Below are 12,364 nucleotides of genomic sequence, written 5' to 3'. Positions count from 1 at the left end.
GGAGTGGCTTTCGTTGCGGAACAGGACAATTCGACCACAAGCGGCTCAAATTACCCCAGATGCGCTTCAAAATGTGAATAAGCCTTTGTGTTTCCTACTTCTTTCACATCCTGCAGAAGCGGATCGTCGCGTCCCGTCACATTCGACACGCCTTTTGTCACAGGCGGGGCTAATTTTCAACCGTCTTCGCATTTCGACCCGTGCGACCATTTTCAACGCGACATTGACAGAATGATGTCATCATGGGATTGGCGGGCAATGCGGATGTGGCGGAACTGGTAGACGCCCTGGATTTAGGTTCCAGTGCCGAAAGGCGTGGAGGTTCGAGTCCTCTCATCCGCACCAACTTCTTTATCTCACGGCAGTTCGCTTCGCTCACGCCTCCGATGGGGCGGCCTGAACGGCCGACGGGCCGTCGCCCTTGCGAACCCGATGGGTTCGACTCCTTTTCTGGCCGTCGCTCCGACGCTCAATAAAGCGGTTCTTCAAACAGTGTCTTGTCGCCGTCCATCAGCGCCTTGATCTGGGCTGTGCCATCCTTGGCGAGCGCCACTTTGATGGCGAAGGGGCGGACACGCATGTCGTTCTGGATAGCCATCCCCTCGCCTTCCGGCAGATAGAAGCGCTCGATGCCGTAATCGGGCGAGACGGTCGCATCCGGGTTTGACGCAATATCCCAGCCGGAGGACAGGTTTCCGGCAATGTCCGCCTCGCCCGGCGCGGCCGCATCCGGAGCCTTGTCGAGCCACGCTGCGGTTGGATGCCAAAAGCCGTTGGCATCCTTCTTCAGCCGGACGACAATCGAGCCATCGTGGCTCACATATCCACCGGTGGGCGCATTGGCGATCAGTTTCACCGGAATGCGGGAAATCTCGTAACCCAGATTGATGAAGTCGCCGCGCAGAAGGTCGCGCGGGTCCACTGGCTCGACCTTGAGCAGCACCTCCGTGCCATTGCGCAGGATCGCCGCCCGCCCGGCGATGATCCAGCTCAAAAACCCGATCTGGGCGAGCGCCAGCACCAGAGCCGACACAATCAGTCTTTTCCCGGTCATCATGCGACGGCTCCCTTGATGGAAGGCGCTCTTTTCATGCGCTTCTCGATCTGGATGATGGCGAAGGCCAGGACAGCCAGGATGACGGCGGCGGCAAGGAAGAAGCCGGCCGTGCCCAGCATCGTTTCCATGGTGACCGCGTAGATCAGGCACAGTTCCAGTGCGAACGCCAGATAGGCGAGCCAGCGCACGGCTCGGCTATCGCGCCCTGCCAGCACGATTGCCGCAGCGATGCCGGCAAGCACGATGGCGGCGGAACCGGCAAAGCCGCCATCTTCGATCAGGTCGATCTGTATCATCGCCATGCCGGTAAGAAAGCCGATCAGCGCATGCAGCGGCAGCCGCCCGCCCAACTGGACGATCTTATCGACCTGCTCCGGGGCAAGCGACGCAACGGCAAAAATACCGGCGCTGGCCACCGCCAACGTTGCCGCTATGCCGATCATGTCGTGATCGATGGCGAGCGTGGCGGCATAAAATATCAGCGACAGGATAATGAGGTGACGAGCCGGCTGGCTGCGTGTCCAGAACGACAGGGCGAACAGGACGATCGAGACAAGCACGAAGAAATGCGGGATTTGAAGGCTGCGGCACAAATCGAAGCTGCCCACGATCGAATAGACGAACCACGCATCGACAATTCCAACCGCCGCTACAGTCAGCGCGTTGGAGCGGAGCGCCAGGGCGGCCAGCGCCGTGCCGGCTCCCCAAACGGCCATGGCCGAGGATTCGTCGCCCGGCAGGTGGTACATCTGGCCAATCAGGGCAATGGAGCCGCCAAACGCCGCAGCCGCAACGATCCAGAGTGCCTCCCCCAGTGCAGCGTGCTTGCGCGTCTTCAGCACCGCGCCGCCGACATAGCCGCCAAGGAGAAGGGCGAAAAGCAGCCCGACGCGCACGATGCGCGGAAAAGCTTCCCAGTTGGCCGCAATGAAAATCAGGATCGCCGCGCCGAACAGCAGCGCCGCCAGCATCGCCAGGATGGAACCGAAGCTCAGCGAACGACGCGCGTTGTCCTCAACGTCGCGGGCCAGGGCATCGGCGGTCGGCACATCGATAAGTCCCGATTGAACCCAGCGGGCGATATCCTGCCTGACGCGCACCGAATAGCCTGCCATACGGCTTTCCCTTCCAATTCATCAGCTTATCAAACAATCCGCACAAACGATTGACGTTACGTCGTTTTCTGATTCTGGCCGATTTGTGTCGGTACTGTGATTCAATTGCCATGTTGCATTGCACAAATGCATTGCTGCTATGCACCAATGGCACTTCCAAATCGATTTGGGTAAGCCTATCTATGCTTCGTACACAAGACGGAATGGTCCGAACGAAAGACGAAACGAGAGATATCATGAACTTGATCCGCAACTACCGCAACTGGCGCCGCTACCGGGAAACCGTTACCGAGCTGAACCGCCTGAGCAACCGCGAACTGACCGACCTCGGCATCAGCCGTAGCGACATCCAGTTCGTCGCACGCCGGTCGATCTAATTTTTTCGGACCGATAACGGTCCACACCTCGAAAAGAGAATTCCGATGAACCTGCTCCGCAACTATCGTAACTGGCGCGCTTACCGCGACACGGTGAACGAGTTGGGTCGCCTTTCCAACCGCCAGCTTTCCGACCTCGGCATCAACCGTGGTGAGATCGCTGCCATCGCCCGCAAGGCAGTTTAACGAATTTCGCCAGGGTCGACCTCCTCCCCGACCCTGACGAATACGGCCAGCCTCATCCTCCTCCCAGAGGCTGTCCACCCAAACGGCGCCCGCCGCACCTCCTCCCGCGGCGGGCGTTGTTTCCCAAGGGTCTCGCCCCCTTAAAACGGCGACGCAGAATTTCGTCAATGCCGACCTCCTCCCCGGCTATGGCGAATATGGCCGACCTTCACCTCCTCCCGAGGGTTGGCCAACAAAACGACACCCGCCGGTCCTCCCCCGGCGGGTGTTGTCGTTTTGGACGGCTTTTTTCCCATCCTCATCACTTCCACGCTGCCGATAGCGGTGTCGATTGCAATCATCCGGCCAAGCGACTATCTCGCATCCTCATGAGCATCAAACCAGTTTACGTCCCCATTCACGTCCCCATTCACGTCATTGGCGGCGGTCTCGCCGGCTCGGAAGCGGCATGGCAGGCGGCGCAGGCCGGCGTGCCGGTCGTCCTGCACGAGATGCGGCCCGTTCGCGGCACCGACGCGCACAAGACCGACGGGCTGGCCGAGCTTGTCTGCTCCAATTCATTCCGCTCCGACGATGCGCAATCCAATGCTGTTGGCCTTCTGCATGCCGAAATGCGGCTGGCCGGATCGCTGATCATGGCTGCCGCCGATGCGCATCAGGTGCCGGCGGGCGGCGCGCTCGCGGTCGATCGCGACGGGTTTTCGCAGGCCGTCACCGAAAAGCTCGAGGCCCATCCGCTCATCACCATCCAGCGCGAGGAAATCGCCGGCCTGCCGCCGCAGGACTGGGATCAGGCGATCATCGCCACGGGACCGCTCACCGCCCCTTCGCTCGCGCAGGCTATAGCTGAAACCACGGGCGCCGATGCGCTCGCCTTCTTCGACGCCATCGCCCCGATCGTTCATTTCGACTCGATCGACATGAATATTTGCTGGTTCCAGTCGCGCTACGACAAGGTCGGCCCCGGCGGCACCGGCAAGGACTACATCAACTGCCCGATGGACAAGGCCCAGTACGAAGCCTTCGTGCAGGCGCTGGTCGAGGGCGAAAAGACCGAGTTCAAGCAATGGGAAGGCACGCCCTATTTCGACGGCTGCCTGCCCATCGAAATCATGGCGGAACGCGGCGCGGAGACGCTGCGCCACGGACCGATGAAGCCGATGGGCCTGACCAATGCGCACAACCCCGACGTGAAGGCCTATGCCGTCGTGCAGTTGCGGCAGGACAATGCGCTGGGCACGCTCTACAATATGGTCGGTTTCCAGACCAAGCTGAAGCATGCCGGGCAGGTCCGCGTCTTCCGCACCATCCCGGGGCTTGAGAACGCGGAGTTCGCGCGCCTCGGCGGCCTGCACCGCAACACCTATATCAATTCGCCGACGCTGCTTGATGCGTCGCTGCAGCTGAGGAGCCGGCCGGGCCTGCGCTTTGCCGGCCAGATCACCGGTTGCGAAGGCTATGTGGAAAGTGCAGCCATCGGCCTGCTGGCCGGGCGCTTCGCCGCCGCCGAGCGGCTGGGCGTGCACGCCTCGACGCCGCCGGTCACAACCGCGTTCGGCGCGCTGCTCAACCATATTACCGGCGGGCATATCGTTTCCGACGAAGAGCCCGGAAAGCGCTCGTTCCAGCCGATGAACGTCAATTTCGGCCTGTTCCCGCCCATGGAAGCGCCGAAAATCGAAGGCAAGCGCCTGCGCGGCAAGGAAAAGACGGTGGCCAAGAAGCAGGCGATTAGCGCCCGCGCTCTGGCCGATTGCCGGCAATGGTTGGGAATGGCGCACTCCGAAGCGGCGGAATAGGCGTTTAGCCGCCCCAGCCTCGGCTCGCACGACGATACAGCAGCCAGTGCCGGCGCAGACCGGACAGGCGGACCGTTTCGCGCAGCGGCGTCACGCGCGCGCTTTCCATCCTGTCCAGATAGGCTCCGGACAGAGCCAGCGGCAGGAATGCTGCCCGCAGCGAGGAAGGCAGCGCCACGGCACCGGTTTTGAACGCCGAAAAATGCTCCCGCGCCAGCGCGATCATCGCCGCAACGGCGCGCTCGCCGCCCAAATCGCCAGCCAGAAATTCCTCGCGAGATGTACCGACGGCAGCCAGGATATCGGCGGGGATAAAACATTGCCTGCGCGCACGATGCAGCGGCAACAGCAGAAGCAGGCCGGTCATGGCCTGCGCGCAGCCGGCCCTGCCCGCCAGTTCGGCAAAGGCGGGTGCGGCCTCGCTGTCCAGCGCCATGGCGGCAAGCTGGATCAGCGCCGAGGCCGTCTCGCCGCAATAGCCTTCGAGATCGGTACGCGACGGCATCGGATCGTCGTAGAGATCGAAGATCCGCGCCTCCAGATAGTTGTCGAAGGCCTGTTTGGGCAAATCATATGCTGCAATCGTGCGCTTCAGCGCATCGGCCAGCGGATGGCCGACAGCAGCCGTATCATCGGCGGCAATGATGTCACGCCACCATTGCAACCGCACTTCGCCGGGCAGCGGCTCGTGGATGCGATCGCGCACGCTGGCGATCTCGGCGTTGAAAGCATAAAGCGAAAACAGCGCATCGCGCTTGTCGGCCGGCGCATAGAGCGCGGCCAGATAGCGGTCATGGTCGGCGGCCCGCACCGTATCCATGATGATTTTCGCGGCGGCGTCCATCCTTAGAGCGCTTCATGGTTTGATGGAAACATTCTGCCGGCGATGGTTCGAGACAAGGTCGAGGGCTTTGTCGATGGCCGCACTGGGGTGCGGTCGAGACGAAGACCGAAGGATTTGGCTCGAAGCGGCCCGGCAGAATGATCCCATCTAGCCATGAAGCGCTCTAGTCAACGGCGATCAGCGCCGCCGCCACAGCGCGTTCTTCGGCCAGCAGCACGTTGTAGGTCCGCACCGCCGCTCCCGTCGACATCGGATCGCTGGCAATGCCGGCGTCCTTCAACGCCTTATGCAAAGAAGCCGGCAGCCGCCGCAAATCCGTACCGCAGCCGACCAGCAGGATTTCCACCTGTCCGGCCTCGGCAAAGAGCTTTTCGAAATCGCCTACCGTCAGTGCCGCCGCATCGGCCGGCTCCCAGCCGTGAATGCCGGAAGGCAGGCACAGGAGCGAGCCGCGATGCGACATGTCGGCAAAGCGGAAGCCGCCATTGCCATAGGCTTCTATCGGCGCGCGCCCCGGAAAAAACGCCTCGCGGATGATGATGCCCTGCCCCATTACTTGGCGGGCAGTTGCTGCGCTGCATCTCCCGCCACAGGCCCGGCAGTCGGGCGCAGATGGAACACGATGAGGATCGGTGCTGCGATGAAGATCGACGAGAAGGTGCCGATGAACACGCCGAACAGCATCGACGCGACAAAGGAACGAATGACCTCGCCACCCAGCAGGAACAGCGCAAGCAGCGCGAGGAAGGTGGTCACCGACGTCATCGTCGTGCGGGCCAGCATCTCGTTATCCGACAGATCCAGCAACTGACCGAGCGGCATTCTCTTGAACTTCCGCAAGTTTTCGCGAACGCGGTCGTAGATGACGACGGTATCGTTGAGGGAGTAACCAACGATAGTCAGGATCGCGGCGACCGTCGTCAGGTCGAATTGCAGCCCCGTCACGGAAAGGAACCCCAGCGTCAGGATAATGTCGTTGATCGTAGCCACGATAGAACCGATGGCGAACTGCCATTCAAACCGTATCCAGACATAGATCAGGATCGCGCCCATCGCCGCCAGCACGCCGATGATAGCCGCCCAGGCTAGTTCGCTGGACACGGTGGGGCCGACAAGTTCGGTGCGACGAATGTCGTAGGTGGAGGAAAGCGACTGCTGCGCCGTGGTCACCACGGAATTGCCGCCGGCGTCGGATTTCGCGCCGATACGGATGAGTGCGTCCGTCTCGGTGCCGAAGCTCTGCACCTGTATTTCCTTGATGCCGGCCTCAGAAAGGCGCGAGCGGATATCGCCGACATCGGCATTACCCGTTTTGGCCCGCACCTCCATCAAGGTCCCGCCGGTGAAATCGATGCCGAAATTCAGCCCGTGGGTGAAGAGCAGGCCGATGGAAGCAACGCACAGGCAGATGGAAACGATGAAGACCTGCAGGCGAACCTGCATGAAGCGGATATGCGTCACTTCCGGCACGAGCCGCACATAGCCCCTCGGCAGTTCCTTCGGGCGAGAGCGGCGGATCCATTCGGCAGCCAGCCAGCGCGTCAGGGTGAAGGCCGTGAAGATGGTGGTGATGATGCCGACAGCCAGCGTGATCGCGAAGCCGCGCACCGGGCCGGAGCCCAGGAAGAACAGGACGATGGCCGCGATGAGCGTGGTAATGTTGGAGTCGAGGATCGTCGCGAGCGCCTTCTGGAACCCGATATCGACCGATTGAAGCACCGAACGCCCTGATCGCCGTTCCTCGCGGATGCGCTCGTAGATCAGAACGTTGGAATCCACCGCCATGCCGACCGTCAGAACGATACCGGCGATGCCCGGAAGCGTCAGCGTCGAGCCCATGATCGTCAGCACGGCGACGATCAGCGCCAGATTGAAGATCAGGGCGACGTTGGCGATCCAGCCAAGGAACCCGTAGGCTGCGACCATGAAGACGACGACGAGGATCGAGCCGATCAGCGCCGACATCTTGCCGGCCCTGATCGAATCCTGGCCAAGGCCTGGACCGACCGTGCGCTCCTCGATCACCGTCAACGTTGCCGGAAGCGCGCCGGCGCGTAGCAGAACCGCGAGGTCGTTGGCGCTCTGGGCGGTGAAATTGCCGGAAATCTGGCCCGATCCGCCCAAAATCGGCTCGTTGATGCGTGGCGCCGAAATCACATGATCGTCGAGGATAATGGCGAACAGCTTGCCGACATTCTGCTGCGTGGCCTGGCCGAAGCGGGTTGCGCCCTTTGAATCGAAACGGAACGACACGACCGGCTCATTGGTGCGCTGGTCGAAAGTCGCCTGCGCATCGACAAGGTTCTCGCCGGAAACGATGACGCGGTTCTCGATCAGATAAGGAACCGGTGGCTCGTCCTTGGAATACATGATCGTCGAACCCGCCGGCGGACGACCGTCGAGCGCATCCTGCACCGGCACCGACTGATCGACCATCTGGAAGGTCAATTTGGCGGTCTGGCCCAGAATATCCTTCAGCCGCTGTGGATCCTGAAGCCCCGGCACCTGAACGAGAATGCGGTCGGAGCCCTGGCGCTGGACGATCGGTTCCGTGGTGCCAAGCTCATTGACGCGGCGGCTGACGACTTCGATCGATTGGGCAATCGCCGTCGACGTACGATACTGGATGCCGGCATCGGTGACCGTGAACCGCAACAACCCCGGCTCGGGCTCGTCCATCTCCAATTCCTGGACCGAACCACCGGTGAGCAGGCCGGCGGCTACCGGCGTCGTCAGCGTCTTCAACGCTTCCTTGGCAGCATCAATCTGGCTGGCATCGCGGATGCGGACCTGCACCGACCTTCCCGACCCGCTAAGGCCGGTATAGCCGACCTTAGCGTCGCGCAAGGCGGTGCGGATTTCGTCGCGCGCCGACACCAGGCGCTCCTTGACCAGATCGTTCGGGTCCATCTTGAGCAGGATGTGCGAACCGCCCTGCAAATCGAGGCCGAGCGTCACCTGCTTCTTCGGCAGCCAGTTGGGCAGCGAATTCAGCACCGACTGCGGGAAGAGGTTGGGAGCGGCAAACAGCACGCCAAGCAGGACAACTGCCCAGATACCGATGGTTTTCCAGCGCGAAAAATGCAGCATTGTTCGTTGTCCGTTCAGGCGTGCAAGCGGCTATCCGCCTTAGAGCGCAGTGCCTCCTTTGGGAGGCACAAAGGACGCTCTAACACTTTGTTTGAGCATCGGAATAATCCGAAAACCGTAACCCTTTTCGGTCCGATGCTCTAGATACGGTTACTTCTTGGCGTTCTGGTTCGCCACAGGCTCACCCTTGACGCGCACGTCGGCAATGGTCGAACGCAGCGCAGTCACCTTGGTGCCGTTGCCTAGATCGACCTCGAGTTCGTTGTCGTCGATGACCTTGGTCACCTTGCCGACAAAACCGCCGCCGGTGACGACCGTATCGCCACGCCGGATCGCCGACAGCAGTTCGGCGCGCTTTTTCATCTGCGTGCGCTGCGGGCGGATGATCAGAAAATACATGATTACGAAGATCAGCACGAACGGCAAGATGCTGATGAGCATGTCCGGAGAGGCGCCGCCGAAGCCTTGGGCATATGCCGGTGTTACAAACATCGAGGAACTCCTGGATTAGAAAGAAAGGCCGCAAAGCGGCCCACAAAGTTGGCCGGAATATAGTCGGTAAAGTTGTCAATGCAACTGTATCGCCGGCCGAATCCGCAGCTTTTCTGGCCTGTTCGCCCGTGTTAGAGGGTCATGCGCCGCCAATACGAACGTAAAGTGACCCTATGACCGACAATGCCCTCGAAGCCTTGAATACGAAACTCGACCGCCTGATCGAGGCTGTTGCCCGTCTCGCGCCGGCCGCTGCGCCACAAACCGACCTTGCTGTTGCCGATTGCTTCGTCTGGCAGGCCGATCCCGGCTATCTGGAGCCGGTACACAAAGTCAATCGCGTCGAGATCGGCCTGATCCGCGGCGTCGACCGGGTTCGCGACATTCTCGTGGACAACACCGAACGCTTCGCCAAAGGCTACGCGGCCAACAACGTGCTGCTTTGGGGTACGCGCGGCATGGGCAAATCCTCGCTGGTCAAGGCGGTGCATGCCGAGATCAACGCCCAGGACAAGCAGAACCTCAAGCTGATCGAAATCCACCGCGAGGACATAGACACGCTGCCCCGGCTGATGATGCGGCTGAAGGCTGCCCCCTACCGTTTCATCCTGTTTTGCGACGACCTGTCGTTCGATCATGACGACACGTCCTACAAGTCGCTGAAAGCGGCACTGGAAGGCGGCGTCGAGGGTCGACCCGACAATGTCATCTTCTATGCCACGTCGAACCGCCGGCATCTCTTACCCCGCGACATGATCGACAATGAGCGCTCGACCGCCATCAATCCGGGCGAAGCCGTCGAGGAGAAAGTATCGTTGTCGGATCGCTTCGGCCTGTGGCTGGGTTTCCACAAATGCTCGCAGGACGACTATCTGGCGATGGTCGACGGTTATATCGGGCACTATGGCCTGGAAATAGATGCCGACGCCTTGCGCGCGCAAGCGCTCGAATGGGCAACGACACGCGGTAGCCGCTCGGGCCGCGTCGCGTGGCAGTTTACGCAGGATCTGGCGGGGCGACTAGGCCAGCCGCTCAGGGACTGATGCCTCAAACTGATCCTCAATAAGAAAAAGGCCCGCTCCTTGCGGAACGGGCCTGGATGGCGGGCCGGACTGGAGGACAGACGGCCAGCGATCGTTCTCTATTCGAGGAATTTCCTGGGATCGACCGGCGCGGAATTCTTGCGCACCTCGAAGTGAAGCTTGGGCGAATCGGTGACGCCGCTCATGCCGGAGAGCGCGATTTCCTGTCCGCGCTTGACCTTCTGGCCCCGCGTGACCTGAAGCTCGCTGGCGTGGCCGTAAACCGTGACCAACCCGTCCTCGTGGCGCACCAGAACGGTATTGCCGAATTCCTTCAAGCCATTGCCGGCATAGATGACCACACCGTTTTCCGCGGCCTTGACCGGCGTGCCTTTCGGCACGGAAATGTCGATGCCGTCGCCTTCCTTGCCGGCGCTGCCGAACGCGGAGATGACGCGGCCGCGAACGGGCCAGCGCATCTTGCTGATGCCGGTCGAATCCGGTGCATCGACGTCGGAGGCTTCCGCCTGCTGGATCACCTGGTTTTTTTTCGGCGGCGTATAGGACGCCAGCGTTTCGGTCGGCGTCGCCTTGGTGGCCTTCGGCGTCGACGCCGTCTTGACCGGATCGACCGCATTTGGCTTGGCGCTGGCTACCGCATCAGCGGTGCCGCCTGGAATCTTGAGCGTCTGGCCGATCCGCAGCGCGCCGTCGGTCATGCCGTTCGCCTGCTTGAGCGAGGCGGTGCTGATTCCGGTCCGTCGCGAGATCGCCGACAGCGTATCGCCGGACTGTACCGTATAGGTGCCAGGCAGCGCGCCCTTCTTCGGCGCGGTCGAAGCGGGTTTTGCGTTGCTGGAGACGATGAATGGATCGTTTGCATCGACCGGAGCCTGCGGCTTGTCGGCCTTCTGCTTCGGCGGCTGGGGCAGAACCGCAACCTTTTCCGAGGCAGGCGTCGCCGGCGCGCGCTTGTTCTCGTTCAGCGGCTGGGCGTTTGCGATGGCCGGCGCATTCGACTGCCCCTTGACCTTGTAGCCATAGGCCGGAATGACGATCTTGCTGCCGGTCTTGAGGCCGTTGGCCTCGCTCAGCCCGTTGACTTTCATGATGGCGTCGGCAGGTACGCCATAGCGGCGGGACAGGCCCGAAATCGTCTGGCCGCTCTCGACGACGATTTCGGTCGCCTCCTGCCTTGGCTTGTTGTCGCTCAACCGCGGCGCGTCGGCCTGCACTTGCTGGAACGGCTTGTTGACGGTTCCCGTCTTTAACGTGCGGTCGATGCGGGGTTCTGTTTCAACGGCTGCGGTGCGGACCGGCTGCGCGGCGGGTGCTGCCAATGCGGGGGCAGCTTGCGCCTGCGAAACCGGGGGCAGGCCTGAACGCCCTACCGGCGCTTCGCGGCTGACCGGCTGGATCGGCGCGGCGGCCATTGTGTCGCCGGGGAACGGCTGAGACTCCTGGCCGATGATGGAGCGCTGGTTCGACGTCGAGGCCGTTGCGACGCTGTCGAGGCTATCGCCGAAGCGGGCGACCTGCGAACTGCACGCCGAGGCGAAGCCCGCGACCATCAGGACGGCGCAGCCACGCGCCAGATTGCGGCTATTTGTCTTCAAAACGCTGAGTTGCATCGCGATAACCCACACATACCCGGTACCAACTGTGCATGATTAAAGCGCGTTAATGTTACTGGCGGGTTAAGCCCGTCGAATCCGAGGCTAATTTTATTAAAGAACAGCCGCCATGCCCGCCAGCATGGGCTGGAGCCGCACCGTGCCGATGTCCTCGCGCTCGAACCGGCTGCCGACCTTGATCAGCTTGGCCAGAACCTGCTCGCTCTCCTCCGGGCCGATGGGCGCGATGACGATGCCGCCGCTCGACAGCTGGTCGAGCAGGAAACGCGGCAGGCTTTCAAAAGCCGCCCACACGACGATCCGGTCGAAAGGCCCTTCATTGACCAGTCCGTTGGAACCATCCGCCTGGCGGGCGATGGCGTTGGTTATGCCGAGCGCCTCGAAGCGCTGCCGCGCCAGGTCGACCAGCGTCTTGTAACGCTCGATGGTGACGACGCGGCCGGCAAGCCTGGCCATGACGGCGGCCGTGTATCCCGAACCGGTGCCGATCTCGAGCACGCGGTTGCCCGGTTCGATGGCAAGGGCGGCGATGACGGCGGCCTGCAAGTCCGCGCCCTCGATCGCCTCCCCGCACTCGATCGGCAAAGTCCTGTCCGACCAGGCGACGGCGTGAAAATGACCGTCGATGAAGTTGCGCCGCGGCGTCGCCTCGAACGCGGCGATCATCGCCTTCGGCACCGTTCCCTTGCCGCGCAGCCGCAGCAGGAAAGCCGCAAATCCCTCACGCTCGTCGGTGGCCAGGGTCATG

12 protein-coding genes and 1 tRNA gene are annotated in these 12,364 nt (G+C 62.0%); 5 read left to right on the top strand and 8 right to left on the bottom strand.

Annotated features, from left to right (window positions below):
• Nucleotides 1-260: 260 nt before the first annotated feature.
• Nucleotides 261-345 (top strand) — tRNA-Leu (locus ACX3P0_RS07925).
• A gap of 124 nt (nucleotides 346-469) precedes the next feature.
• Here ACX3P0_RS07925 and ACX3P0_RS07920 read toward each other — a convergent pair.
• The gene (locus ACX3P0_RS07920) at nucleotides 470-1,057 is read right to left on the bottom strand and encodes a GDYXXLXY domain-containing protein (protein ID WP_459087766.1); all 588 of its coding nucleotides are present in this window, start codon (nucleotides 1,055-1,057) and stop codon (nucleotides 470-472) included.
• Nucleotides 1,054-2,172: a DUF2157 domain-containing protein gene (locus ACX3P0_RS07915; protein WP_459087765.1), complete on the bottom strand. Its 1,119-nt coding sequence runs from the start codon at nucleotides 2,170-2,172 to the stop codon at nucleotides 1,054-1,056. The genes ACX3P0_RS07920 and ACX3P0_RS07915 overlap by 4 nt, the downstream gene beginning before the upstream one ends.
• Nucleotides 2,173-2,408: 236 nt before the next feature.
• On the opposite strand from ACX3P0_RS07915, the gene ACX3P0_RS07910 reads away from it, so the two are divergent.
• The 3 genes from ACX3P0_RS07910 (at nucleotide 2,409) to trmFO (ending at nucleotide 4,534) form a co-directional block, all read left to right on the top strand.
• Entirely contained in the window at nucleotides 2,409-2,549 is a 141-nt protein-coding gene (locus ACX3P0_RS07910) for a DUF1127 domain-containing protein (protein WP_459079821.1), read from the top strand.
• A 45-nt stretch (nucleotides 2,550-2,594) separates the two neighbouring features.
• Nucleotides 2,595-2,735 carry a DUF1127 domain-containing protein gene (locus ACX3P0_RS07905; protein ID WP_459079820.1) on the top strand — a complete coding sequence of 47 codons (141 nt, stop codon included), beginning with the start codon at nucleotides 2,595-2,597 and terminating at the stop codon, nucleotides 2,733-2,735.
• Nucleotides 2,736-3,103: 368 nt separating this feature from the next.
• Nucleotides 3,104-4,534, top strand: coding sequence for a methylenetetrahydrofolate--tRNA-(uracil(54)-C(5))-methyltransferase (FADH(2)-oxidizing) TrmFO (gene trmFO / locus ACX3P0_RS07900; RefSeq protein ID WP_459087764.1), 1,431 nt, complete (start codon nucleotides 3,104-3,106; stop codon nucleotides 4,532-4,534).
• 4 nt (nucleotides 4,535-4,538) lie between these two features.
• Here trmFO and ACX3P0_RS07895 read toward each other — a convergent pair whose 3' ends face one another.
• The 4 genes from ACX3P0_RS07895 to yajC all read right to left on the bottom strand — a co-directional run bounded on the left by ACX3P0_RS07895 (nucleotide 4,539) and on the right by yajC (nucleotide 8,960).
• The gene (locus tag ACX3P0_RS07895) at nucleotides 4,539-5,378 is read right to left on the bottom strand and encodes a phytoene/squalene synthase family protein (protein ID WP_459087762.1); all 840 of its coding nucleotides are present in this window, start codon (nucleotides 5,376-5,378) and stop codon (nucleotides 4,539-4,541) included.
• 163 nt (nucleotides 5,379-5,541) lie between these two features.
• Nucleotides 5,542-5,931: an Mth938-like domain-containing protein gene (locus ACX3P0_RS07890; RefSeq protein WP_459079817.1), complete on the bottom strand. Its 390-nt coding sequence runs from the start codon at nucleotides 5,929-5,931 to the stop codon at nucleotides 5,542-5,544.
• On the bottom strand, nucleotides 5,931-8,468 hold the full coding sequence (gene secDF / locus ACX3P0_RS07885; RefSeq protein ID WP_459087761.1) for a protein translocase subunit SecDF: 2,538 nt from the start codon (nucleotides 8,466-8,468) through the stop codon (nucleotides 5,931-5,933). Before secDF ends, ACX3P0_RS07890 begins: the two co-directional genes overlap by 1 nt.
• 150 nt (nucleotides 8,469-8,618) lie before the next feature.
• Nucleotides 8,619-8,960 (bottom strand): preprotein translocase subunit YajC, encoded by a 342-nt coding sequence (gene yajC, locus ACX3P0_RS07880; RefSeq protein WP_459079815.1) that lies wholly within the window; start codon nucleotides 8,958-8,960, stop codon nucleotides 8,619-8,621.
• Nucleotides 8,961-9,133: 173 nt separating this feature from the next.
• Here yajC and ACX3P0_RS07875 point away from each other — a divergent pair, with 173 nt between their 5' ends.
• Entirely contained in the window at nucleotides 9,134-10,003 is an 870-nt protein-coding gene (locus tag ACX3P0_RS07875) for an ATP-binding protein (protein ID WP_459087759.1), read from the top strand.
• Nucleotides 10,004-10,101: 98 nt separating this feature from the next.
• Here ACX3P0_RS07875 and ACX3P0_RS07870 read toward each other — a convergent pair whose 3' ends face one another.
• On the bottom strand, nucleotides 10,102-11,613 hold the full coding sequence (locus ACX3P0_RS07870) for a peptidoglycan DD-metalloendopeptidase family protein (RefSeq protein WP_459087758.1): 1,512 nt from the start codon (nucleotides 11,611-11,613) through the stop codon (nucleotides 10,102-10,104).
• A gap of 96 nt (nucleotides 11,614-11,709) precedes the next feature.
• Entirely contained in the window at nucleotides 11,710-12,363 is a 654-nt protein-coding gene (locus tag ACX3P0_RS07865; RefSeq protein ID WP_459079812.1) for a protein-L-isoaspartate(D-aspartate) O-methyltransferase, read from the bottom strand.
• Between the last annotated feature and the right edge of the window lies 1 nt (nucleotide 12,364).

This window comes from Mesorhizobium sp. A556, assembly GCF_054489545.1.
The sequence above is the reverse complement of the archived record's forward strand: the minus strand, read 5'-3'. Positions and strand labels throughout refer to the sequence as shown.